Genomic DNA, 26824 nt, shown 5'->3' with positions numbered 1-26824 from the left:
TTTTCCATTTTCAATTTTTAATTTTTTATATCTGTCCCCTGTCCCCTGTTCTCTGTTCTCTAATCTCTGTCCCCTGTTCTCTGTTCCCTGTCCCCTATCTCCTACTATAATTAGGTGCTTCTTTTGTAACTTGTATATCATGAGGATGACTTTCAATCAAACCAGCCTGTGTTATCCTTATAAATTGTCCTTTTTCTTTTAAATCTTTAATTGTTGGTGTACCACAGTAGCCCATTCCTGCCTTAAGTCCACCAACTAATTGGAATATAGTATCTTTAAGTGGTCCTTTATATGGAACTCTTCCTTCTACTCCTTCAGGTACTAGTTTTTTACTATCTTCTTGGAAATATCTATCTTTGCTTCCAGAAGACATAGCTCCTATTGAACCCATACCTCTGTATACTTTAAATCTCCTGCCTTGATATAACACAGTTTCTCCTGGGCTTTCTTCAGTTCCAGCAAACAAAGATCCCATCATAACTACATCTGCCCCTGCAGCTATAGCCTTAACTATATCACCAGAATATTTAATACCTCCATCCCCTATAATAGGAATGTTGTATTTCTTTGCCGCTTGTGCACAATCATAAATAGCAGTAATCTGAGGTACTCCTACACCAGCTACAACTCTTGTTGTACAAATTGAACCAGGTCCTATACCTACTTTAACGGCATCTGCTCCAGCCTTTATTAAATCTTCAGTAGCCTCTGCTGTTGCAACATTCCCAGCTATCAACTGAAGTTCAGGGAATCTTTCTTTTACCTTACTTACAGCTTCAATAACCCCTTTAGAATGACCATGTGCTGTATCTATAACAACAACATCCACCTGTGCATCCACCAATGCTTTAACTCTATCAAGTATATCTTTTGTAACCCCAACTGCCGCTCCAACTAATAATCTACCCTTATTGTCCTTAGCTGAATTTGGATATTCTATAGATTTTTCAATATCTTTAATTGTAATTAGCCCTACTAATTTTCCATCATCATCGACTAACGGAAGTTTTTCTATTTTATATTTTTTCATTAACTCCTGAGCTTGGTCCATAGAAATCCCTTTTTTAGCTGTAACAAGATTATCTTTAGTCATAACTTCTTTAATTTTTTTGCTTGTATCAGTTTCAAACCTTATATCTCTATTTGTTATAATACCCACTAATTTTTTATTTTCATCAGTTATTGGAACTCCAGATATATGGTATCTTTCCATAAGTTCTAATGCATCCGATACATTATGCTCTGGTGAAAGATAGAAAGGATTTGTTATAACTCCGTGCTCTGATCTCTTAACTTTATCTACTTCCATAGCCTGTCTCTCTATAGACATATTTTTATGAATAATACCGATTCCGCCCTCTCTCGCAATAGCTATAGCCAACTTAGCTTCCGTAACCGTATCCATGCCCGCGCTCATTATAGGAATGTTAAGCTTGATTTTTCTTGTAAGGTAAGTTTCAACACACACTTCTTTAGGTAGCACTTCAGATTTAGCTGGTATTAAAAGAACATCATCAAAGGTCAATCCTTCTTTTAAAAACTTTTCCATTAAAATTCCTCCTCAAATTTATTATTAGACAATAAAATCAAAAAAACACAAACTCCTGAGTGGAATTTGTGTTTTGGGTACAAAAACTATACCTTAGCTACAAATATAGCTAGGTTTGATACAAAATCCCACTCATAGTCAGACAATTTACGGTTGTCTGGTAGAGACTCTCTGGCCATATTCCAGAAATTATATGAGTGACAGCCGCTATTTAGTTTTCTTTTTAAGTTAACAGAAATTCATAAAATTGTCAAGATTATTAATTCTAAACTTTTAAGAACAAAATCTTCGATTTGAATAAATTAATGAAGATTTTGTTGAAATCCATTACGGAAATTATATTTAAAATTATCTCCAAGTCAATGCAGTTTATAATTTCCTATGGATTATAAAAAACTCCTTTCCGGTTTAGATTTTATTTGTTGTTTATTACCAGAAAGGAGTTTTTTATCAAACCTACATTTATCTATTTTTTTACATAAGTATATTTGATATGAGCTTATTGACAAAGTTAATCTTTAGAAAATATATGAAAATAAAAGTGAATGCTTGAAAGAATTTAGTTAAAAAATTTATGTCTATAGTTTTTTCTAAATTCTTTCGCATGAGCGTTATTTTCATAAATATTTTATTTTGTCTAAAGCTTGATTAAATATATAATTTTTCTAATATAATCTATATATTCTTGCCTCATAAGGTCTTAGAGTTATATTATCGATTTTGTTAGAATCCACTTTATAATTGCTAAGTAATATAACAGAATCTTCGCATTGGATTTCATCAGGCATATTAAATTCAACTTCCTCTTCAGAAAAGTTTAGCAATACAAAAAGCCTTTCTTCCTCTAAAGTTCTCAAATATGCAAATATATTATCATCTTCTTCTAAAATTAGTTTAACATCACCATATACTATTATGTCATTTTCTGCTCTTAACTTTATGAGCTTCTTATAATAATTTAATATAGAATCAGGATTTTTTAATTCATTTTCTACATTAATAGTCTTATAATTTGGATTTACCTTTATCCATGGTTCACCACTAGTAAAGCCTCCATTTGCTTCTGAACTCCATTGCATTGGTGTCCTTGCATTATCCCTACTCTTTACATGTATTGCATCCATTATCTTTTGAACATCCCAGCCTTCTTTTATTTTCTCTTTATAGAAATTGAATGTTTCTATATCCCTATAGTCATTAATATCTTCAAGTTTAATGTTTGTCATTCCTATTTCTTCACCTTGATAGATGTATGGTGTTCCATGCCATGTATGCACAAGAGTTGCCAGTAGCTTAGCTGATTCAACTCTATATTTTTCATCATTCCCAAATCTAGATAAAGACCTTGGTTGGTCATGATTATTTAAATATAGTGAATTCCATCCTTTATCCTTTAAAGCTAAGTACCATTTGTACATTATCTTTTTAAAATCTCTTAAACTCCATGGTACAGTATCCCATTTCCCACTTGGTCCACAATCCAAGCCCATTAATTCAAATTGAAATAACATGTTAAGCTCATTTCTATCACTATTTACATATAGCTTTGCTATTTCTGGTGTAACTCCTGGAGTCTCACCTACTGTCATCACATCATACTTACTTAATACCTTTTCATTCATTTCTTTAAGATAATCATGTACCTTAGGGCCATTTAAGTAATATTTTGAACCAGGAAGTCTATTTTCATCTTCAGCATCTAAATCATCTGGAAGTTCATTTACTTTAGATATAAAGTTTATAACATCCATTCTAAAACCATCTATACCTTTGTCAAGCCACCATTTCATCATTTTATAAACTTCTTCTCTAACCTTTGGGTTTTCCCAGTTTAAGTCAGGTTGTTTTTCTGCAAAGATATGTAGATAGTATTCATTAGTTTTTTCATCATATTTCCATGCAGAACCACCAAACATTGAAAGCCAGTTATTAGGCTCCTTTCCGTCCTTTCCAGGTCTCCATATATAAAAGTCTCTATAAGGATTATCCTTTGATGAACGTGATTCTATAAACCATATATGCTCATCTGAAGTATGATTTACAACAAGGTCCATTATCAATTTCATACCTCTTTTATGTACTTCTTCAAGAAGTTCATCAAAATCCTCCATCGTTCCAAATTCATCCATTATATCATAATAATCACTTATATCATAACCATTATCAGTATTTGGAGATTTATATACAGGATTTAGCCATATAACATTAGCTCCTAAGTCCTTTATATAATCTAGCTTTTGTATTATACCTCGTAAATCTCCTATACCATCACCGTTAGAGTCGTAAAAGCTTCTTGGATAAACTTGATATATTACAGATTCTTTCCACCATTTCTTTTCCATATTCTCGTTCCCCTTTGATGTAAATTAAATATATTGTTTATTATTTTATTGCACCCTTTGTTACTCCACTGATTATAAATCTTTGCGCTAATAGATAAACTATAAGCAATGGAGCTGATGCTAATAGATATGATGCAAATGCCAGATTATAATTTGTATTAAATTGTGATCTAAACACATATTGAACAAGAGGTAAAGTTGCCATTTCAGGTTTACTCAATAAAATAAGTGGCAACATAAAGTCATTCCATACCCATAAGCATGTTAATACAATAATAGTTGCATTTATAGGTTTAAGAAGTGGAAAAATAATCTTCCAAAATATTTGCCAAGTTGATGCACCTTCAATAATTGCAGCTTCTTCAAAATCTCTAGGCAAAGATTTTATATAAGCTACATAAAGAAATGTATTAAATGCTAGTCCATATACAGTATATAAAATAATCAGACCTATTTTATTATCAAGATTCCAAGCACTTGTCTGTTTAACAATAGGAAGCATAATTATTGAGAAAGGTACAAACATTGCACTAACTAAATAATAGTACATCCCTCTAAATATTTTCTTATGCATGTTTCTTCCTATTGCATATGCTACCAATGAATTAGTTAATAATGTAAAGCTAACACTAAAAACTGTAATTATGAAACTGTTAAAAAATGCTCTAAAATAGTTTGTCATTCTTATAGCTTCAGTAAAATTTTCAAAATGTAATTTTTTAGGCAAAAGTAATATAGATTGGGCTGTTTCTTGAGGGCTTTTTAAAGCTACTACTATAGAAAGATATAAAGGAAATAGGACGAATAACGACCCTAAAATCATTAAAATTGTTACAACCCAATTGGTTTTGTGTAAACCTCTTTTTTTCAATTAAAGTTCGACCTCCCTCTTTTGCAAGACTTTTAGTTGGAATAAAGAAATAGTTACTATTGTTATAAAAAAGATAACTGCATTAGCTGACTGATAAGCAAACTCACTTCCTTGGAATCCTCCACGATATATTAAAACAGATATGGATTCTGTAGCTCGACCTGGACCTCCTCCAGTCATAGCCATTATTTGGTCAAAAACCATAAGGAAGTTCTTCATAGCTATAACCATGTTAACAGTAAAAAATGGTGAAATTAGTGGTAATGTAATATGCCAGAAGGATTTCAATTTGTTAGCTCCGTCAATAGAACTAGCTTCATATAACTCCTCTGGTATAGTTTGGAGCCCAGATAAATATATGATGGTATTAAACGCTATTGACTGCCATGCAGTAACCACTACAATTCCTAACCATGCAAGGTCTGGATTACCCAGTATACTTTTACTAAGAATATCAATGTTAAGGGCTTTACCTATGCTTGGTATAAAGTAAGTAAAAATATAGTTAAAAACAAAGCCTACAATAAGAACTCCTAGAATGTTAGGTATAAAATATAGTCCTCTTAGGAAATTTTTTAACTTTATTTTTGCGTTTAGACCTAGAGCAAGAGCTAAACTTATTATATTAACAATAATTGTTGTAGTTACGGCAAATTTAAATGTGAAAAAATATGAATGTAAAACACGTTCATCTTTAAATACGTTAATATAGTTTTTAAATCCTATAAAGTTCCAATTACCATATCCCTTCCAGTCAGTAAAACTGTAAAATATCCCTTTCAATGCAGGAAGAGTATGAAAGATAAAAAAAAGCGTTACAGCTGGAATAGCCATTAAAAAATAAGTATAATTCTTTTTTTTCAAAATACAACCCCCTTTGACAATACATTATTAAAGTATATAGCTTTTAACGGATGTTAAAAGCTATATACTCTTCTTTTCAAGATCTAATGTTGTTTAACCTTATCCCATTCTTCATCAAGTTTTTCTAAGAATGCATTTACATCTTTTTTTACTAAGAATTCCTGTACAAGATTTGGAACTTGCATTCCTGGTGGATAGTAATGATCTGGGAAGCTTGTAATTCTTCCAGTCTTGAAGCAATCAAGTACTCCTTCCATAACCTCATCTTTTTGATAAACACCTTTTAATGCAGAAAGTGCTTTTTGTTCTTTTATATATTTTTCAGCATTTTCTTTTCTTGTCATAAATTCTATGAACTTTAATGCAGCTTCTTTATGTTTAGTATTAGCTGATACTGCAAAAAGAACATCCACACCTGAAATCAGTCTGTTTCTTTCTACATTATTTGTTGAAGGGAATGGAAATATACCTACATTAATATTAGGATTTGCTCTCTTTATTTCAGGAATTGCCCAGTTACCTTGTAAGTACATAACTGATTTACCTTGTGCAAATGCAGTATTTCCATCAGAATATCCTACACCAAAATTATCGTCATGACCATATTTTAATAGCGTTAACATCTTTTCTGCTACTTCCTTATGTGTAGCCTTAAAAGTAGTTTGGTTTGAATTTCTTTTTTCAATAAAATCATCACTTGGTATGTTAGCTGCTAGAGCATTCCATGGAATCATTGCTGTCCATGCATCTTTTAATGTCAAATAGAAAGGTACTTTTCCTGCAGCCTTTATTTTTTCAGCTGTAGCAATTAGTTCATCCCATGTTTTAGGAACATCCAATCCTAACTCTTTAAACATATCTTTATTGTATAAGATTCCATTGGCGTTAGTAGCATATGGTATTCCGTATACTTTACCATCATTATTTCCTACAAGCTTACCTATCATCTTTATATAAGCTGGTTGTACTTTTTTAACCATTTCTGTATCTGTTAAATCCAATAAAACACCTGCTCTTGCAAGTTCTCCATATGTTGCAGTACCACCTATACTTAATATATCTGGAATATCATTCTTTGTTAACCTAGTACGTAAAACTGTTCCTGCTTCTGGTGGTACGTTTACTACAATATGAATATTTGGATTCTCTTTTTCAAATTCCTTAATAAAGTTTTCTAGAGTTGTCTTACTTTCAGATTTGTTAGAGAAAAGCTCTAACTCTATCTTTCCGTCTTTGCCTGATACATCACTTGATTGACTACATCCAGTAAAAACAGATGCAACAACAATTAAAGTTAGCATCATACACATAAGTTTTTTAAATTTCTTTTTCATAAACTTCCCCCTCCATTTTATTTGGTAGTGTCAAAAGTTTAAAGTAATTTTGACTTTCAAATATTGAAGTTTTAATAATTTATAAGTTCGGTTACCTCCCCCCTTTTCTTGAATATATTAGTTTGTTGCAAAACTCCACAAACATTCAAAAGGACTACACTTATCTAGATTTATTTAAAAAATTAAATTTAAGTCTACTGGTATTTACGTAAACGTTTACTATATGATTAAAAAAAATTATATACTTTTAACTGTATCCCTCTCTATAATTTTATGAGGCATAATTATACTCTCTATACTTTCTCCTTTAGATATCTTTTTTAGTAATGAGCTTACTGCTCTTTTGCCCATTTCATACAAAGGCTGTGCTAAAGTAGTTAAAGGTGGAATAGACATTCGAGCTGTCATTGTATTGTCATATCCAACTACAGATAATTCATCAGGTATAGAAATTCCATTTTTGTAAGCTACATACAATGCACCTATTGCCATATCATCGCTGGCTGCAAAAACAGCTGTAAAATCTTTTTTATCTTCAAGCAATCCTCTCATACACTTGATTCCACTTTCATATGAAAAGTCACCATGTCTGATAAGTTCTTTATCAATTGCTACATTATAATCCCTAAGAGCCTGCATATATCCTTCTACTCTCGGAATGCCTGCTATTGGGTCATCTTCATTTCCAGCAATCATTGCAATTTTCCTATGTCCTTTTTCTATCAAATATTTTGTTGCACTATATGCAGCTAATTTATCATCTACTCTTATAAAGGGTAGCTGATATCTAAATGACATTGTAGACACAAGTATACTAGGAATTCTAGTAGATATTATCGCTTTCTCATATTCCTCTTTTGGAGTAAGGCTAGTTATAACAATTCCATCTACTTGTCTCGATGATAAAACGTCTAAATAGGCTAATGTTCTTTTCCCACCTATTCCTGTATTACATACTACAACACTATATCCATTTTTATGGGCAGTATCCTCAATACCATTTAATATTTCTGCATAAAAATTTGTTGATACATTTGGCACTAAAACTCCTATTGTATTAGTACTTTTGGTTATCAACCCTCTAGCTATCTCATTTCTTTGATATCCTATTTCGTCAATTACTTTCAAGACCTTTTCTTTGGTTTCTTCAGAATATCCTCCTAGATTATTAAGTATCCTTGAAACGGTAGCAACTGAAACGTTTGCCTTTTTAGCTACATCTTTTATTGTTATTTTCATAGCTTACCACCCATCTATTCACTACGTAATCGTTTTCCTTAATTTAATATAACATATTTTTTTTATTTTGTCTATATATTATTTTTTAAGTTTTCAAAAAATTAAATAAAAACTTTATATATCTCCACTTATATCAGATAATCAGTCAAAATATAACATTTTTTATTTAGTTACCTCGTTTAATCACTATTTTGTCAAAGTAAATTATGCCATATACATTTTTCCCTTTTTTTCAATTTAAACTATTTTATTGTTTGCTATCTCTTTTTTACATGCTATATATTTTTTATTAAGTAAAATACTAATAGTAAATGAAAAAAATAGAGAACAGAGGACAGAGAACAGAGATTAGAAAACAGAAAACTGGCAACTGTACCCTGGCAACTGGTAACTGAATAAACAAACGGAGGTAATGCCATGGCAGATTTAAATTCTAAATTGGATTATAAAACACTCTCGTTAATCGAAGAGCAACTAAAACAAGAAAAATTACTATATAAAAAATATTTAAACTATGCAGAAATGTGTTATGACAGCGAACTCAAAAATTTATGTTACAACGCCAGTAAGAGACATAAGAGAAATTATAAGAAAGTACTTAGTTATTTGGTTGGTAGGGGACAGATAACAGGGAACAGAGAACAGGTATTAAAAAACTAAAAACAAGAGAACTGGGAACAGGAGTAAAAAAATTAAAAATTGAAAATGGAAAATGTAGAATTTAGTAAATAGTTGATAGGAACAGGGGACAGAAAACTGGAAACTGTTCTCTGGCAACTGGCAACTTATTTATCCTGTCGTCTGTTCTCTGGTAACTGGTAACTGTTTTTTATTTCCTGTCAACTCACATAAAAGGAGGCATGCCTCATGTATATTATTAATAATTTATCAGAACAAGAAATATTAAATGACTTAGTCTTGTCAGAAAAAGAATTAGCAATTTCTTATAACAATACAATTGTTGAATCGACATGCCCAGTTTTAAGAAAAATACTATCTGAATGTCTAAACGATATTCAAGATATTCAATATACAATATATAAGATAATGGATGAAAGAGGATGGAATCGAAGTCGTTTGGTAAGTGAGTCAGATTTACTTAATACAGTAGAAAAATTTCAATCTATACAATAAATAAAAAACCCCCGGCAAAACCGGAGGTTTTTTATTACATCATTGGCATTCCGCCAGGCATTCCGCCACCCATTCCCATATCTTTCTCTTCTTCTTTATCTGCTACTACAGCTTCAGTAGTTAATACCATTGCTGACACTGATGCAGCATTTTGAAGAGCTGATCTTGTAACTTTAGTTGGGTCTACTATACCAGCTTCAATCATATTTACATATTTTTCATTTAATGCGTCAAATCCAATACCTTTTTCGCTTGATTTAACTTTTTCAACTATAACTGAGCCTTCTAAACCAGCATTTGCTGCAATTTGTCTTACTGGTTCTTCTAAAGCTCTTCTTATTATATCTACACCTGTCTTAACATCTCCTGTTTCAGTTTCAAGTACTTTTTCAACTGCAGGAATTACGTTGATTAATGCAGTTCCACCACCTGGAACTATACCTTCTTCAACTGCTGCTCTTGTTGCAGCTAAAGCATCTTCTATTCTTAATTTTTTCTCTTTTAATTCAGTTTCAGTAGCTGCACCAACTTGGATAACAGCAACTCCACCTGATAATTTAGCTAATCTTTCTTGTAATTTCTCTCTATCAAAATCTGAAGTTGTTTCTTCGATTTGAATCTTGATTTGCTTAATTCTATCTTTAATAGCTTCTTCTGAACCAGCTCCACCTACAATTGTAGTATTTTCTTTATCAACTTTTACTCTGCTAGCTTTTCCTAACATTTCAATTGTAGCTTCTTTTAAGTCGTATCCTAACTCTTCTGAAATAACTTCTCCACCAGTTAAGATAGCAATATCTCTTAACATTTCTTTTCTTCTATCACCAAATCCTGGAGCTTTAACAGCTACACAAGTGAATGTACCTCTTAATTTATTAACAACTAATGTAGCTAAAGCTTCTCCTTCTACATCTTCAGCTATTATTAATAACTGCTTTCCTTGTTGAACTATTTGCTCTAAGATAGGTAATAAATCTTGTATATTTGATATTTTTCTATCTGTGATTAAAATGTATGGGTCGTCTAATACAGCTTCCATTTTTTCTGCATCAGTTACCATGTAAGGTGATAAATATCCTCTATCAAATTGCATACCTTCAACTACTTCTAATGTAGTTCCCATTGATTTTGACTCTTCAACTGTAATAACGCCATCTTTTCCTACTTTTTCCATGGCTTCAGCGATTAATTTTCCAATTTCTTCGTCAGCTGCTGAAATTGAAGCAACTTGAGCTATAGCTTCTTTACCTTCAACTGGTTTTGATAAAGCTTTAAGTTCTTCTACTGCAGCATCTACTGCTTTATGTATACCTTTCTTAATTAACATTGGGTTAGCACCAGCAGCTACATTCTTTAATCCTTCTCTTATAATAGCTTGAGCTAATAATGTAGCTGTAGTAGTACCATCTCCAGCAACATCATTAGTTTTTGTAGCAACTTCTTTAACTAATTGAGCTCCCATGTTCTCATATGGGTCTTTTAACTCTATTTCACGAGCTATTGTAACACCATCATTTGTAATAAGTGGTGAACCAAACTTCTTATCTAAAACAACATTTCTTCCTTTTGGCCCTAAAGTTACTTTAACAGTATCAGCTAATTTGTTTATACCTCTTTCCATTGCACGGCGAGCTTCTTCACTAAATTTTATTTCCTTTGCCATATTAAATTACCTCCTTTTTCTTTTTTTAATATCAAACCGTCTTTCACTTCTAACCATCTGTGAACTGTTCACTGTTAACTAATTCTTCATTTTACATTTTGAATTTTACATTTCTTTATCCCAGTACCTAGTACCCAGTACCTAGTACCTATTATTCAATTACCGCTAAGATATCTACTAATTTTAAGATAGTATATTCTTCTCCATCTACCTTAACTTCTGTACCAGCATATTTTGAGAATATTACTTTATCTCCTACTTTTAATTCTTCTTTTTTCTTCTCATCGTTAGTAATTCCAGGTCCTACAGCTATTACTTCTGCCATTTGAGGCTGCTCTTTAGCTGAACTTGGTAGAACAATACCACTTTTAGTTTTTTCTTCAACCTCGATTTTCTTAATAACCACTCTGTCACCTAATGGTTTAATTTTCATCTTATAACCCTCCTTATCATAATTTATATTAAATGATATTACTTTCCTAATTGTTAGCACTCACTAACACCGAGTGCTAATGCCTACAAATATATGTTATAAAATAGATATTATGTAGGCAAACACTTTCATTCTTTGTTTTTCCGAATTACAGCCAATTATGTCTGTTTATTTCATTTTTTATTCTATTTTCTTTGTTTTTCTCTGTTTTTGGGGTTGCCAGCTTTCTGTCCCCTGTTCTCTGTCCCCTGTCCCCTGATCTCTTCTAACACCCAGCACCTAGTACCTAATATCATGCTCCCTTGCATAATAAAATAGATACTGCTGCGCAAATCCTGCATATTCCCCAAATTTATTTTGTGCATATTTTTGTATATCTTTAAGTTTAGTATCTTTTTTAAGATAAAAATACTCCATTACCCTCTTCACCCAAACATCTATCGGAAAAGCATCATACTTTTCCATAGAAAATAACATTATGCAATCAGCAACCTTTGGTCCTACACCAGCAAATAACATCAATTCTTTTTTCGCTTCTTCTGTAGTTAAGTTTTTCAATCTATAGATATCCATCTGCTTATTCGAAACAATTGCAGCAGCATTAAATATGTATTTAGCTCTAAAACCTGTCTTACAATCTTTTATATCATCTATCGTCAGCCTACTAAGAGCATCTGCTTTAGGAAAACTATAATATTTTTTCCCATTATATTCACCAATCAACTCTCCATATTTTTGACTTAAATTTTCTATAGCTCTTTTTATCATCGGTATCCTATTATTAGCCGAAATAATAAACGATATTAAAACCTCCCAAACATCCTGCTTTAATATTCTTATACCGTAGCCATATTCTACAGCTTTCTTCAAAATTTTATCCTTTGAAAGCTCTCTTTTTATTTTGCTATAATCCCTACCTAAATCAAAATATTCAAACCAAATATCATTAAATTCATTTAGATTAGTATTAGAAAAAATAATTATCCCATCTTCTTTTTTTACATTTATGATTTTCCCATTTGCTACACCTGTATAACTACCATCATCCTCTTTATTCCACCTAAAACACTGTCCACATTCGAATATATGCTCAGGTTCAAAATCTTCTAGATTTTCAATGATAACTTTATCTTTATCTTCAGTTATCTTCAAAACCATACACCCTTCCTATTAGAGTTCGTCCAAACGAAAAAAAGCTGGCAATTACGCCAGCTTTTTATTAATACCAACCTCTTAATTTCATAGCTTCAGCTACTCTCTTAATTGACATCATGTATGCTGCAGTTCTCATATTAACTTTATGTTCTTCCATTAATTCATATATTTCATTGAACGCTTTCACCATTAATCTTTCTTCTTTTTCTTGTACTTCTTCGAAGCTCCAGTAGTAATTCATTAAGTTTTGTACCCATTCGAAGTATGAAACAGTAACTCCACCTGAGTTAGCTAAGATATCAGGAATTACTAATACTCCTTTATTGTATAGTATTTCGTCTGCTTCAGGAGTTGTTGGTCCATTAGCACCCTCACTTATAATCTTAGCTTTTATATCATTAGCATTTTTGCTAGTTATTTGATTTTCTAATGCACATGGTAATAATACATCAACATCTAATGTAAGTACTTCATCTCTGTTAACTTCTTTTTCAGCTCCAGGGAAGCCTTTTACATGTCTGTTTTCTTTTACGTATTCCATTAATTCTTTAACATTTAATCCGTTTTCATTGATTATACAAGCTGATGAATCAGATACACCTATAACTTTAGCTCCCATTTCTTCCATATACATAGCTGCATAGCTTCCAACGTTACCAAAACCTTGAACAGCTACTTTTAAGTCAGCTAAGTTTAATCCTAACCTCTTAGCTGCTTCTCTAACCATTATAGCAACACCATATCCAGTAGCTTCAGTTCTTGCTAATGAACCTCCGAAGCTAACAGGCTTTCCAGTAAATACTCCAGGAACGTTGTATCCTTTTAATTTTGAATATTCATCAACCATCCAAGCCATTATTTGTCCATTTGTGTTAACGTCTGGCGCTGGTATATCTTTTTTATCTCCAATAATTGGAGCTATTGCTCTAGCGTAAGCTCTTGATAATCTTTCTAATTCACCTTCTGATAATTCACGTGGGTCAACTATAATTCCACCTTTTCCTCCACCATATGGAAGACCAATTACTCCACATTTGAAAGTCATCCAAGTTGATAAAGCTTTTACTTCGTCTCTAGTTACATCTTGATGGAATCTTATACCACCTTTTGTTGGTCCAGGCGCGTCATTGTGCTGTGATCTGAATCCTTTGAATACTCTGATACTTCCGTCATCCATTCTTACAGGGATTGACACTTCTAGAACTCTCATTGGCTCTTTCAATAATTCATATACTTCTGGTTCTGCCCCAAGCTTATCACATGCTGTCTTAATTTGTTGTTGAGCAATCTCAAATGGATTTAAAGTTTTTTCAGCCATTATAGGACCTCCTTATAATATATAGTAATTTAATATTTGTTAAAACATTAACATTTATATATTTTAGGAAAAGGTTTTCATGTTGAAAACCTAACCTTATATAACATTATTGATATGTAGTATCTTCGTTCCACATGGGAATTATAACACATATATATTTTTTTGTAAATAAATATTAAATTTTTATCATTTTTTTGACACTAACATCAACAGACAATATGTTTAGAGAAGTCATATATTCAACTTCATTTACTATCTGCTCCTGCATTCTTCTCACAAGAGGTCTTATTGGATTCCCATATACCATTTCTACATCTAAAGAAATTATTATTCCTTGTTCTTTAGTCTTTATATCTATATTCCCAACCTTAGAAATACCTATAACCTTGTAAGCAGCATACTTAATTAAATCTCTTATTACATTGCGTGATATGGTGTATTTACCTAAATAACTGAATGTAGGTCTTACTACTGTTTTTTCAAAATACTGCTTATCATTATTTGGTTTTCTAAAAAATACTTTTAAGGTATCTATAAAATATCCAGAAAACTCTTTTTTTATCTCAAAAGTCGGTACAGGAATAACATGCTTCCCTTCTAACTGCCTCTGTTTTTTTGCTAAATCAATTTCATATTCATCAGATATGTCTTGTATATATATTCTTTTAGTTATTGCAGGGAGTTCTAATGTTTCAACAATTTTATCTACCATTCTATTAGATGTACCTAATATTAATAAAGTATTAGGCCTAAGTTTTTTTATAACTTCCTTCATTTCTTTTCTATGATCCTTGTCCATAAATAAAGCTCTTTTTACTGCACTTACAATAGTGTCTTCCCTCTTAGCAGACTTTCCTGCCAAAACATTCGTCCCTTTTATCAATAATCCGTCGTCAATTATATATTCTATACCCAGTTCTTTAGCCAACATAATAGCCTTGTAGCTCTTGCCCGTACCACTTTCACCAATAAGGGCTGTTACTTTCATAAACATTCCTCCAGAAATTCAACTATATAAAAATAGTATCATATATTAGTTGATAGTCAATAGCCCATTGATAATGAACAATTTACAATTGATAATTGGCATCTATCAATTGTTGATTATCAATTATCAAAATTCAACTCTCAAAAAATCAGCAGTAGTGAAGAACTGATTCTCTACTGCAAAAGACAAACAGCAAATTACAAATAGCCAAGTTAATTTTACATTTTCAATTTTACATTTCTCTACTCAAGTATCTAATACCCAGTACCTAGTACCTACTTTTTTCTGTTCTCTGCCCCCTATTTTTCACAATTGAAATAACCAATACTAATGCTGGTATTATAATTTGAAATGGAATAACATAATACGGATATACTTCCCCAGCCCATCTTACCATTTCTGGCAAACTATCATATATCCATATAGAAATTACAATTGCAATTGTAACTACAGGAATAATAAATGGTTTATAATCATCTAAGTCAAATAATTGTGTAATTCCAATAAGTGCAGCATAAATACATATTACTATCTTGACACTTCCAGCTATAAGCAAATTTACAGAAATAAATGGTTCAACGGCTATTCCAGGGATTAAGCTTATTGTAACATGCGATGGAAACATATCTCTATTTAACATATCTGCTCCTAAAGCCATCAAATTACTCATTACTACACTTAGTAAAATAAAGCCAATAACTGTAAGCGAAATATAAGATACCTTAAATAAATCTTTTTGTTTATTTATATAAGGGAATATCATTAAGAGTACTACAGTTTCTCCAAACGGAAAAGTTAATACAGAAAAACCTACCTTTAATACTTTTGAAAATCCATATTCTAAAAACGGCAGTAGATTTTTCACTTCATAATGTTTCATTACCAATAAAAATATTGAAATAACCAAAATCAACATTACTGGAACTGTTATCTGTGATACTTTAACAATTACTTCTAATCCTTTTTTTAAACTATAAATTAATACTAAGGCTATAGAAACTATAATAAAAATAAGTGGAGTTTCAGTGTAAATAGATGTCACCATAAACTCTCCCAAATTTCTAAAGACAAGTCCTGCTAAATGAAGAAAATACCAAACATAAAATATCCCAATAATACTACCTATATATTTTCCAAAAGTATCTTTTAATATTTCTATAAATGTTTTTGATGGATTTAATATCGATATATATACATACATCCCAATTAATATATAACCTCCAGCCCAACCGATAATATAGGCTAGCCACGAATCTTGACAAGCAGCTGCTGCTGGCGTTATTATAGCAGAGCTACCAAAAATAAATCCCATTATAATAAATGATAATTGAACTGGTGAAATTTTTTCATTACTAATCAATTTCTTCACCTCGTAAAAACAGATTTTACTAAACTCTCAATAACAATAGAAGGAGTTGTTGGCATTTTCTCAAGCATCAAAAGTATACTTATAATAAAACTTAATCCTAGTAATATCGAATATACAATAATAGTTTTTTTCTTTTTATTTGTTTTTGATATTACTGGTATATCAAAAACTACAATCAAAATATATATAGTAATCAAACCTATTACCATACTGACCCCTGCCTTCACCTAACTTTAGATGGCTTTCCCACAATTCCAGTCCCCCTAATTTTCACTTCTACCTTTATTTCAACCGGAGCATTACTAAAAACATCTGACCAATCGTCTTTAACTTGTTTCCAATAGTCTAAATGTTTCTTATAAACAACTTCTCCAAATCCAAAAATATCACTTTTATATTTCTTTTGTGCAATATTTACAACATCTTCAATATCCTTTTTCATAGCTTTTTCTGTCTCTTTACTTAACTTTTTAAAAATCTCTTTTTTAGTTAAATCACCATTTCCCTGCTGATCTGCTATATTCCCAATTGCTTTAATTTCTATCAACAAAACTAACTTTCCATCAACTGTTTTAACATCTATTTTTCCTTTTGAACTTGATATCTCTATTGAAATTTTCTTACTTTCATCTAAAGGGTTATCTATACTGTAAACTGCATTTTTAACTTCATTTTGTATAAATAAAAGCCCTCGAGTTTGAGTAGCATTAAGCCATCCTATTAGTTTATCCATTTTGAAAACAGCAGTACTCTCTATTTTCATGTTTTCAATTTTTTGTACTTTTTCTTTTTTGACAACCTCTATTGCACCTATGGCTGGACTTAAACCTGGCTGAATAAGCTGCTTTAAAACATCAATAATAGTAATTTTCTTTATTTTCGCAAGTGCTTTATTATTTTCTAATATGCTTTTTATATGCATGGAAGGTATTTTTTCCAAATCACTTTTAGCTTTTAATATTTCCTCTGCAGTTGTACCTTTAGCAACAATAATGTCAGCTCCTAATCTCGGTTCATGATTTCTCTCCCAAAAATCTAATGCTTCCATAATACCACTTCGTGCAAACTTCTCTCCTAAAACCATTAAATCTGCATGATTATAAAAAGGCTTTCTGTTTACCGTAGTTAATTGATTTTTAGCTGCTTCAAATATAGTATCTCCAGTAGTTGTAAAAACCCAAAATGCTTCCTCTTGTGGAGCCCCTTGCTCTCCAGCTTTTACTACAGTAGGTTTCACTATTTGCAAAGTCAACTGTATTTTACCTTCATCAGTTTTATCTACACCTACAGCTGTAACAAAAGCTTTTTCTGTTAAATCTTTATTATCCCAACAAGCAGTAAATATTGCAATATTAAATATGATCATCAGCAATAGAACTGAAATTTTCTTTAGCTTAATCATATCAATCCTCTTTCTTTATATAATTAATTTTCATTCTATACTTAGCCCTTCTATTTTTATTTCCAATAATAGCCTTAGGCCTTGTAAACATACTCCATATTGGAAATCTTACAATGGAATCTTTTAATCCCATACCGTCAAGAGGTGCAAATGGAGATGTATAAGGCACTCCAAATGACCTTAATGAGCATAAATGAATGAGAACTACAAATATAGATAAAAATAGCCCCATAAACCCTAATATATTTGCAGGAATGAGAAATAGCACTCTTAATATCGGTATAGTACCACCCATAGGAGGTACAACAAAACTGCTAATTGCAGTCAATGCAGTAACCATAATCATCAAATTACTAACAAGGCCTGCTTTAACTGCGGCTTCACCAAGTACTAAAGCACCTACTATACTTACGGCTTGCCCAATTGGTCTTGGCATTCTAACACCTGCTTCTCTTAACAATTCAAAAGAGAGCACCATTAATAAAGCTTCAGTAAAAGCAGATGTAGGCAATCCCTCTCTCGATGCAGATACTGACAATAATAACTTAAATGGAATTACATCAGCATGAAATGAAATTAATGCTACATAAAAACTAGGCAGTATAACTGAACCCAAGAAAGCTAACACACGTGCAAATCTTGCTATCGAAGCAAAATATGGTCTTGAATAATAGTCTTCACTTGCTTGTATTGTTTCTATTAACAGGTATGGAACTGTTAATGCAAAAGGAGTCCCATCACATAAAATCGCAATTCTACCTTCTAGCAGCTTAGCTGCTACAACATCTGGTTTTTCACTATTTCCTACAGTAGGAAATATCGAAAATGGTTCATCTTCAATAAATTCTTCTATATATCCTGACTCAAGTATTGCATCTATCTTTATATTTTCTAATCTTCTCTTAACAGTTTCTATGATATCCGGATTAGCTATACCTTTTATATAACAAATACATACATCCGTATTAGTCTGCTCTCCTAACTTAATCATTTCAAACTTCAAATTAGGATTCCGAATTTTTCTACGTAAAAGTGCTGTATTAGTTCTTAACGTTTCTGTAAAGCCTTCTCTAGGCCCTCTTACAACAGCTTCTGTATCAGGTTCCTCAACGCCTCTTGATTCCCAACCTTTAGTATCTGCCTTAAATGCGACATCTTGACCGTCTATATATATAATAGTATCTCCCGCAAGAATATCATCTACTGTATGTTTAAAATCACTAATAATTTTAAGATCCCCAACACTTAATAAGTTATCCTTAAGTATATCTACAATAGTTTCTTTGTTTACTACTCTATTTAGATTTGATATTCTAGACTCTACCATCAATGCTTTTAAAATATTTATATTTACAGTCTGCTTATTGGTTATGCCATCAATAAATGCAACTAATATTTTAACTTCTGAATTTTCACCCAATGCTATCTCGCGTAAAACAAAATCACCTGAATCGGAAAATATCCTTTTAAGTTTCTCTTTAACAGCATCAATAGACCTTGGTATTTTTTCAGTCTCTAGATAGTATTTTGAATCTAATACGCTATCATTTTTAGCTTTTAATACAAAATAATTCAACAATCTACTAAAATATCTTAACACCTTAATCACCTCATAAATAATACATTAAACTCAATTATTAGTATTTCATGGAATAAAAAATATATTCAAACAGAAAAAAAGCCAACCCATTTAGAGTTGGCTTTAATCTTTCTTTAATCTACCTTAAATCTATTCATTTCTTCTTCTAAGTTTGTTGCTAATCCACTTAACTTATCTGCTGCTCTAGCAACTTCCTCTATAGCTGAAGCCTGTTGCTGCATTGATGCACTTACCTGTTCTGATGAAGCTGCTGTTTGTTCTGACACAGCAGAAATACTACTTATAGAATCTACAATCAAGTCTTTATCTTTATTTATACCATTTACAAATTCATACAGGTTTTCGATTTTTTCTGTTATTTTTTCTATAGATTGAGATATAAGTTCAAATGCTTTATTAACTTCAAATACATTTTGAGATTGTTCCTCTGACCTAGATTTAACTTCTTTCATTATTTCAACTGTATTCTTACTCTCTTTTTGAATTTCAGTTATAATCTCTTTAATTCTATCTGCTGCACTACCAGAGTCTTCAGCAAGTTTTCTTATCTCATCTGCAACAACCGCAAATCCCTTTCCGTGTTCACCTGCTCTAGCAGCTTCAATTAAAGCATTTAATGCTAAAAGATTAGTCTGTTCAGAAATTGAAGTTATAGTATCCAAAATATTTCCAATATTTTTAGTCTTGTTATCTAGCTCAATAATCGCTCTTTCAATTCTGTTAATTGCATCTTCATTTTCTTTTGTCTTGTCCTTAAGTGTTTCAACTAAATCTATGCTAGAAGTATTTACATCCATTATTTCTTTAGCTGAATTTAGCATTTCATCTGCACTTGTATTTAATTCAACAATTTTTTCAGCTAAACCATTTACTATTTTAACTCCTTTTTCAGTATCTGCAGCCTGTTCAGTTGCACCATTTGCAATTTCTTCCACAGCACTTGTAACTTCTTCTGCTGAAGCACTTACTTCTTCAGCAGTAGCAGCTAAATTCTGAGAAGCCGAAGTAACTTCATTTACTACTTGCTTAACATTTCTTATCAACTTATTTAATTCTGATGTAGTAATATTGAAATTCTCTGCAAGTTCACCAATTTCATCTTTAGTTTTCACATTGCATTTTGCAGTTAAATCCCCATCTTTTATTCTTCTCATTTCAACAACTAAAGACTTAATTGGTTTAGTTATAGATTTTGATAATAAGTAAGAAGCTGCAATACCTACTAATAGGAAAATAATACCAAATAGCAATGTGTTTTTCAAAATTATCATAACGTTCTCTTTTATTTCGTTAACATACATAACTGCGAGTATTTTCCAACCCAATCTATTAACAGTTGTAAATACAGCGAATTTGTCATACAATTTACCATTTTCATCAAACTTATAATCTACAATACCTTCTTTATTATTATTCATCGCTTCTACTATTTCTTTAACAGGTACTGGCTTCCCAACTAGTTCTCTATTTTTATGAGTCATAATGTTTCCATTTTTATCTATTAAAACCGGGTACCCTTTTTTACCAACTTGAATATTATTTACCATGTTCGCTAATGTTTCAAGAGAAACATCTATAGCTAATACTCCAACAAATTCATTAAAACCTGACTTGTTGTATATTGGCATTGCTGCAGAAACAACAAGTTCTCCAGTACTTGCATCTATATATGGATCTGTCCATATTAATTTCTTATTTGCTACAGCCTTCTTATACCAAGGTCTTACAGTAGGGTCAAACCCTTCACTTAACTTTACCTCAGGATACAAATACATTTTTCCATCTTTTGTACCTAAATAAATGTTTTTTATATCCTTATGAGCTTTCATATAACCTTCAAAACTCTTAAGCATTCTATCTATACTATCAGGATCAGCAATAGCTTTTTGAACATTTTGGTCATGAGTCATTGTAATAAAACTTTCTTCAATTCCGTTTAAGTAATTATCAACCGTTGATTCTACTTGTTTAACTAACTGCAAAGTTGTAGATTTTAATTCTCTTTTCAATACTTCAACCGATCTTAAATAAGACATTATTCCAAACCCAGACATTAGTAATGTTATTATTATAATATACAGAAACGTTATTTTAAAACTTAATCCCATTTTAATTTTTCTCTTGTTCTTCATAATTTTACCTCCTTTACTTTATTTTATGTTTATGTCGTACTTTAGGTTTCGACAAAAAATTGTGTATTCCTTCTTTTTTTTACATAAAAAAATAGGAACATTATGTTCCTAAACTATTGATAAATCTATAAATAGGACTAAAGTACTAAAAAGCTTTAAGTAACCTATTCACTCATTTTTTCTTTTAACATATATGATAATGTAAATAAACTTTCATTTAAATGAACATTTTCAACAATAACATCGTTTGGAACTTTTAAATCAGCAGGTGCAAAGTTCCAAATTCCTTTCACACCACTATTTATTAGTTTGTCTGCTATTTCTTGACTAACAACTTTAGGTGTACAAATTATCCCTATTTCTATTTGGTTTTCTTTAACAAAGTCCTCTAATTCTTTAACATCTCTAACTTTTATACCTCTTATTTCAGTTCCTATGACTCTAGGATCTGCATCAAATATAGCCTTAACCTTAAAACCTTCTTCTTCAAACGAACGGTAATTAGCTATCGCATGCCCCAAATTACCAGCTCCTACTATTACAGTATTATATACTCTATCAAGACCTAATATTTTTCCTAATTGATTATGCAAGTCTTCAACATTGTAACCATATCCTTGCTGACCAAAACCACCAAAGTTATTTAAGTCTTGTCTAATCTGTGATGCAGTAAATCCTGTAAGTTGACTTAACTGTTGAGATGAAATTCTCTTTACATCACTCTCCATTAATTCTCCAAGATATCTATAATACTTAGGTAGTCTTCTTATAACTGCCATTGATACTTTGTTGCCCTTTTTCATTTTTATATCCCTCACTTTAAGAAATTTAAAATTAAAAATTCAAAATTTAAAATTATTAAGAGTATATTTTAATATGGTGTTTATTTCCCTAATTATAGGCATATTGTACCATTTTGTCAATATTCTGTCAAACTTTTTACATATGTACTATTAAACACTTCTGCTTATTATTATTTTATAACATTAATGATTAACTTTAAAGTAAAACATTATACACAAAAACTAATATAATCCCTAAGTTTACTGCATCAGTTTATAGTTTAACTTATATCCTTTTTCTGTTAAAATTATATACAAAGTTTAATTTAGCATACATTAAAGGAGTTGTCATTATGATTGTATTATCATGCACTAATTTATCCAAATCATATATTGCCTATAAAGTTTTAAATAATATATCATTTACTATAAATAGTGGAGAAAAAATAGGTTTAGTTGGTTTAAATGGTACAGGTAAATCTACACTTTTTAAAATATTAACTGGTAAGTTAAGTAAAGATTCAGGGGAAATTTATATAGCTAAAGACCATAAAATAGGATACCTTGAGCAAAATACACAAATCGAAAGTAATAATACAATATTTGAAGAATCTTTACAAGTCTTTAAACATCTCATTAATATGGAAAAAAGATTAAGAGATTTAGAAAAAGAAATAAGTATTGAAGGTGAAAATGGTTCATCAGAAAAACTACAAAATCTAATGAATCTATACTCAAAATTAATGGAAGAATTTACTAACAAAAATGGGTATGGCTATAAAAGTGAGATAAAAGGAGTTTTAAAAGGTCTGGGATTTACTGAAGAAGAGTTTGATAAACCTATAAACAAGCTAAGTGGAGGTCAAAAAACTAGAATTTCCTTAGCAAAATTATTGCTTGAAAAACCCGACATTCTACTTTTAGATGAACCCACAAACCATCTCGACATAGAAGCTATAGACTGGCTTGAAAAGTTTATAAAAGACTATAAAGGCACTGCAATAATAATTTCTCATGATAGATATTTTCTAGACTCTATTGCAAATAGAATATTCTTAATCGAAAATTCTACACTTAAATCCTACAATGGAAATTACTCGACTTTTATGAAAAAGAGAAAAAAAGAAAGAGAGCTTATGCAAAAAAAATATGAAGAACAACAAAAGGAAATTAAAAGACAAGAAGAAATTATTAGAAAGTTTATGTCTTATGGTGGTAAACGAAATATAAGACAAGCACAAAGCAGACAAAAAATGCTTGATAAAATGAAAAAAATCGACAAACCTATACAAGATCGTAAAAAGGCTAAAATAGTTTTTGAGCCTAAAATAAAAAGTGGTTATGAAGTTATTAAAGTAAAAGATTTATCCATGAGTTTTGGTGATTTCAAACTTTTCAAAGATTTAAGCTTTTCTATATACAGAGGAGAAAAAGTAGGACTTATTGGTCCTAATGGTATCGGAAAAACAACATTATTCAAAATTATTATGAATGAGATTAATCCAATAAGTGGTGAAATTACTCTAGGACATCATGTAAATATAGGTTATTATGATCAGGAACAATCAAATCTTACTTCTGAAAAAACTATTGTAGATGAAATTTGGGATGAAAACCCTAATTTTGATCATTATCAAATAAGATCTATCCTTGCAAGATTTTTATTTCAAGGAGATGATATTTTTAAAGAAATAAACACTTTAAGTGGTGGCGAAAAAAGTCGCCTAGCCCTGCTTAAACTAATGCTGTCTAAAGCAAATTTCCTTTTAATGGACGAACCTACTAATCATCTTGACATAGACTCTAAAGAAGTTTTAGAAGATGCTCTTAAAGATTATGAAGGAACACTACTTATCATATCTCATGATAGATATTTCTTAAATAAAGTAACAAATAAAATATTAGAACTAAGTAGCGAAGGAATTAAAGAATACCTTGGTAATTATGATTATTATTTAGATAAAAAAAAGACTAGTGAAACTGAAGAAGAAATTTTTAATGATAAAACCAAAACTCAAATTAAAGCCGAAAGAAAAAAATTGAAAGAACAGAAGAAAAAAGAAAAAAAACTTAGAGAAAAAATTAAAAATTTAGAATCTAAAATTAGTGAATACGAAGAAAAAATATCAGAATTAGAAGAATATATGTGCAAACCAGAGGTATTTAATGACCCAACTAAAAGTATAGAAATTAGCCTAGAAGCCAATAGCTTAAAAAAAGAACTTGATAAGCTTTATAATGAATGGATGGAATTAACTGAAAACAATATATAAACCAAATTTAATTTTAAATTGACATATTAAACTTTATATTGTATGATTTAATTGTCAACTTGATATAATATTAAGTTGACAATTATTTTTTATGGGAGGTATTGATATGTCAACGAGAAACTTAGTTTTTTCAGCTATGTTTGCTGCACTAACTGCAGTATGTGCTCAAATATTTATTAACTTACCTTTTACACCTATCCCTGTCACTCTACAAGTTTTAGCTGTATTCTTATCAGGGATTATATTAGGTAGTCGAATAGGAGCTTTATCCCAATTAGTTTATTTATTTATAGGTGCAATTGGTATTCCTGTATTCGCTAGCTTTTCTGGTGGTTTACAAGTATTAGTTGGATATACAGGAGGTTTTTTAATTGCCTTCCCTATAGCTAGTTTTGTAATTGGAAAAATAGTTAATTCTTTCAGTAAAACTTCTCCAAAGCTAAACTTAGCTGTAAACACTTTAGCTATGTTAGCAGGACTAATTATTATTTACTTAATGGGAGCAGCTCAATACGCAATAGTCGCTAAAGTTAGCTTTATTAATTCATTAAGTGTAACTGTATTACCTTTTATCTTTGCAGACTTACTTAAATTAATTGCTGCTGTTTTAATAGCTGAACCTGTTAAAAAAGCTTTGAAAAATGCAAAGTTGATATAGAAAATACAACTTCGTTGTATTTAGTTGACAGGGTACAGAGAACAGGGGACTGGGTACTTGGTACTGGGTACTTGGTGCTAGGTACTAATTGTGGACAAGGAGCAAATTATGTCAACATTCTACAATGCAACTTGTCCACATTTTTTATCTCATACTTCATAGAATTTTTATTTTATCCAAATAATCCACAAAAAATTCACATTATCCACACGGTTATCCACATTTGTATATTAAGTCAGTAACAAATTTATATTTATTTTCCACATTATCCACAATTATTTGTTGAAATAGAAACTATGTTCTGTGGACAAGCTGTGTCTAATTATTATAAATTTTGTCGAAGCAGTTGTGTGTCTAGTTAACATAAATATATATACATAACTTAATATTTTTTGTCTCCAAGTTTAAGATTAGGTACTGCATTTAAGTTCAAATTAGCCCTATACCCTTTTAAATAATCATAATATGCAGCACATCCTATCATCGCTGCATTATCTGTACATAATTTTTTTGATGGATATCTTAATTCTAACCTCTCTTCATTACATCTTTTACTTATAAGATTTCTTAATCCCTCATTTGCTGCTACACCACCAGCTAAAGTAACTACATTAACTCCTTTATCCTTAGCTGCTCTTATCGTCTTTTCTACTAATACTTCTATAACTGATTGCTGAAAACTAGCTGCTACATCTTCTACCACTATTTCTATACCCTTTTGTTTAGAGTTGTTTAAATAATTTAACACAGCAGATTTCAATCCACTAAAGCTAAAATCAAAACTCCCATCATCTAAATATACTCTAGGAAAATCAATAGCATTTTTATTACCTATTGCAGCCAATTTATCTATAATAGGACCTCCTGGATATCCAAGCCCTAATGCTCTTGCAACTTTATCAAAAGCTTCTCCGGCTGCATCATCTCTCGTTTTACCAATTACTTCATATTCGCCATAATCTTTAACTAAAACTAAGTGTGTATGTCCTCCTGATACAACTAAACAAATAAATGGAGGCTTTAGTTCTTTATCTTCTATAAAATTAGCACATATATGTCCTTCTATATGATTTACTCCTACTAAAGGTATATTTTTCCCAAAAGCTATGGCTTTAGCTGTAGATACCCCAACTAACAAAGCTCCAACTAGTCCTGGACCATATGTAACCCCTATATTATCTATATCATCGAATGTAACATTAGCTTTATCTAAAGCCTCTTGAATAATTATATTAATATTTTCAATGTGCTTTCTTGAAGCAACCTCTGGAACAACTCCACCAAATTTTTTATGTATCTCTATTTGAGAGGAAATAATGTTAGATAATACTTCTCTACCATTCTTTACAATAGCGACAGATGTCTCATCACATGAAGTTTCTATGGCTAAAGTTATAATATCTCTCATGCTCTCCAAATTTCACCACTCCTTCTTTTCATATATGGTATATTATAACCTAACATTTGAAGAGATACTAGGGGGGGTTGGGTACTGGGTGGTTTTGGGTACTGGGTGCTGGGTGCCGGGTACTGGATACTTGGTACTGGGTGCTGGGTACTAGTTTAAATTGAAAATTGAAAAAATAGAGGTCAGGGGACAGAGAATAGAAAGCAGGGAACAGAGGACAGGGGACAGGGGACAGAAAACTGTAAACTGTTCTCTGGTAACTCTGTTTATCCTGCCCTCTGTACCCTGGCAACTGGCAACTTTTATAATA

Annotated in this window: 22 protein-coding genes and 1 riboswitch; of the genes, 4 read left to right on the top strand and 18 right to left on the bottom strand. The window is 31.0% G+C overall.

The genetic code is table 11. From position 1 onward, the window contains the following. Positions 1 to 94 precede the first annotated feature (94 nt). From guaB to TR13x_RS07870, 6 genes are all read right to left on the bottom strand, one after another. Positions 95 to 1549, bottom strand: a complete 1455-nt coding sequence (guaB, locus tag TR13x_RS07895) for an IMP dehydrogenase (RefSeq protein ID WP_054871374.1) — start codon at positions 1547 to 1549, stop codon at positions 95 to 97. 115 nt (positions 1550 to 1664) lie between these two features. Beyond that, positions 1665 to 1766: riboswitch (purine riboswitch) on the bottom strand. 448 nt (positions 1767 to 2214) lie between these two features. Further along, positions 2215 to 3891, bottom strand: coding sequence for an alpha-glucosidase (locus TR13x_RS07890; RefSeq protein ID WP_054871373.1), 1677 nt, complete (start codon positions 3889 to 3891; stop codon positions 2215 to 2217). A 40-nt stretch (positions 3892 to 3931) separates the two neighbouring features. After that, positions 3932 to 4762, bottom strand: a complete 831-nt coding sequence (locus TR13x_RS07885; RefSeq protein WP_255351327.1) for a carbohydrate ABC transporter permease — start codon at positions 4760 to 4762, stop codon at positions 3932 to 3934. Beyond that, the gene (locus tag TR13x_RS07880; RefSeq protein ID WP_242851745.1) at positions 4763 to 5626 is read right to left on the bottom strand and encodes a carbohydrate ABC transporter permease; all 864 of its coding nucleotides are present in this window, start codon (positions 5624 to 5626) and stop codon (positions 4763 to 4765) included. Positions 5627 to 5709: 83 nt separating this feature from the next. After that, positions 5710 to 6960: an ABC transporter substrate-binding protein gene (locus TR13x_RS07875; RefSeq protein ID WP_054871372.1), complete on the bottom strand. Its 1251-nt coding sequence runs from the start codon at positions 6958 to 6960 to the stop codon at positions 5710 to 5712. A 237-nt stretch (positions 6961 to 7197) separates the two neighbouring features. After that, positions 7198 to 8199, bottom strand: coding sequence for a LacI family DNA-binding transcriptional regulator (locus tag TR13x_RS07870; protein ID WP_054871371.1), 1002 nt, complete (start codon positions 8197 to 8199; stop codon positions 7198 to 7200). Positions 8200 to 8616: 417 nt separating this feature from the next. Between TR13x_RS07870 and TR13x_RS07865 the strand changes: the two genes are divergently transcribed. Continuing rightward, positions 8617 to 8859, top strand: a complete 243-nt coding sequence (locus tag TR13x_RS07865; RefSeq protein WP_054871370.1) for a hypothetical protein — start codon at positions 8617 to 8619, stop codon at positions 8857 to 8859. A 207-nt stretch (positions 8860 to 9066) separates the two neighbouring features. Continuing rightward, entirely contained in the window at positions 9067 to 9333 is a 267-nt protein-coding gene (locus TR13x_RS07860) for a spore coat protein (RefSeq protein WP_054871369.1), read from the top strand. A 34-nt stretch (positions 9334 to 9367) separates the two neighbouring features. Here the strand turns inward: TR13x_RS07860 and groL are convergent, their stop codons facing one another. The 11 genes from groL to TR13x_RS07805 all read right to left on the bottom strand — a co-directional run bounded on the left by groL (position 9368) and on the right by TR13x_RS07805 (position 22196). Continuing rightward, a complete protein-coding gene (gene groL, locus TR13x_RS07855) occupies positions 9368 to 10996 on the bottom strand; it encodes a chaperonin GroEL (RefSeq protein WP_054871368.1) in 1629 nt (542 codons plus the stop codon). A 151-nt stretch (positions 10997 to 11147) separates the two neighbouring features. Continuing rightward, positions 11148 to 11429: a co-chaperone GroES gene (gene groES / locus TR13x_RS07850; protein WP_054871367.1), complete on the bottom strand. Its 282-nt coding sequence runs from the start codon at positions 11427 to 11429 to the stop codon at positions 11148 to 11150. A gap of 279 nt (positions 11430 to 11708) precedes the next feature. After that, a complete protein-coding gene (locus TR13x_RS07845) occupies positions 11709 to 12587 on the bottom strand; it encodes a DNA-3-methyladenine glycosylase (RefSeq protein ID WP_082394835.1) in 879 nt (292 codons plus the stop codon). 61 nt (positions 12588 to 12648) lie between these two features. Further along, positions 12649 to 13902, bottom strand: a complete 1254-nt coding sequence (locus TR13x_RS07840; RefSeq protein WP_054871366.1) for a Glu/Leu/Phe/Val dehydrogenase — start codon at positions 13900 to 13902, stop codon at positions 12649 to 12651. 175 nt (positions 13903 to 14077) lie between these two features. Next, positions 14078 to 14890, bottom strand: coding sequence for an Asp23/Gls24 family envelope stress response protein (locus TR13x_RS07835; protein ID WP_054871365.1), 813 nt, complete (start codon positions 14888 to 14890; stop codon positions 14078 to 14080). Between the two features lie 268 nt (positions 14891 to 15158). After that, a complete protein-coding gene (locus TR13x_RS07830; protein ID WP_054871364.1) occupies positions 15159 to 16250 on the bottom strand; it encodes an endospore germination permease in 1092 nt (363 codons plus the stop codon). Between the two features lie 5 nt (positions 16251 to 16255). Next, positions 16256 to 16468: a hypothetical protein gene (locus TR13x_RS07825; RefSeq protein ID WP_054871363.1), complete on the bottom strand. Its 213-nt coding sequence runs from the start codon at positions 16466 to 16468 to the stop codon at positions 16256 to 16258. A gap of 14 nt (positions 16469 to 16482) precedes the next feature. Next, a complete protein-coding gene (locus tag TR13x_RS07820) occupies positions 16483 to 17661 on the bottom strand; it encodes a Ger(x)C family spore germination protein (RefSeq protein ID WP_054871362.1) in 1179 nt (392 codons plus the stop codon). Position 17662: 1 nt separating this feature from the next. Next, complete coding sequence (locus TR13x_RS07815) at positions 17663 to 19261, bottom strand: spore germination protein (protein WP_054871361.1); 1599 nt, start codon at positions 19259 to 19261, stop codon at positions 17663 to 17665. 113 nt (positions 19262 to 19374) lie between these two features. Further along, positions 19375 to 21393: a methyl-accepting chemotaxis protein gene (locus TR13x_RS07810; protein WP_054871360.1), complete on the bottom strand. Its 2019-nt coding sequence runs from the start codon at positions 21391 to 21393 to the stop codon at positions 19375 to 19377. 164 nt (positions 21394 to 21557) lie between these two features. Beyond that, positions 21558 to 22196, bottom strand: a complete 639-nt coding sequence (locus tag TR13x_RS07805; protein ID WP_054871359.1) for a redox-sensing transcriptional repressor Rex — start codon at positions 22194 to 22196, stop codon at positions 21558 to 21560. Positions 22197 to 22528: 332 nt separating this feature from the next. Between TR13x_RS07805 and abc-f the strand changes: the two genes are divergently transcribed. Both abc-f and TR13x_RS07795 read left to right on the top strand, forming a co-directional pair. After that, positions 22529 to 24448 carry a ribosomal protection-like ABC-F family protein gene (gene abc-f / locus TR13x_RS07800; protein WP_054871358.1) on the top strand — a complete coding sequence of 640 codons (1920 nt, stop codon included), beginning with the start codon at positions 22529 to 22531 and terminating at the stop codon, positions 24446 to 24448. A 106-nt stretch (positions 24449 to 24554) separates the two neighbouring features. Continuing rightward, positions 24555 to 25106, top strand: a complete 552-nt coding sequence (locus tag TR13x_RS07795; RefSeq protein ID WP_161802939.1) for a biotin transporter BioY — start codon at positions 24555 to 24557, stop codon at positions 25104 to 25106. Positions 25107 to 25488: 382 nt separating this feature from the next. Here TR13x_RS07795 and tsaD read toward each other — a convergent pair whose 3' ends face one another. Continuing rightward, positions 25489 to 26514 (bottom strand): tRNA (adenosine(37)-N6)-threonylcarbamoyltransferase complex transferase subunit TsaD, encoded by a 1026-nt coding sequence (gene tsaD, locus TR13x_RS07790; protein WP_054871378.1) that lies wholly within the window; start codon positions 26512 to 26514, stop codon positions 25489 to 25491. Positions 26515 to 26824: the final 310 nt, after the last annotated feature.

The sequence above is a fragment of the Caloranaerobacter sp. TR13 genome (assembly GCF_001316435.1).
In the GTDB taxonomy this organism is placed as follows: domain Bacteria; phylum Bacillota; class Clostridia; order Tissierellales; family Thermohalobacteraceae; genus Caloranaerobacter.
This window is presented reverse-complemented; position numbering and strand designations above follow the sequence as displayed.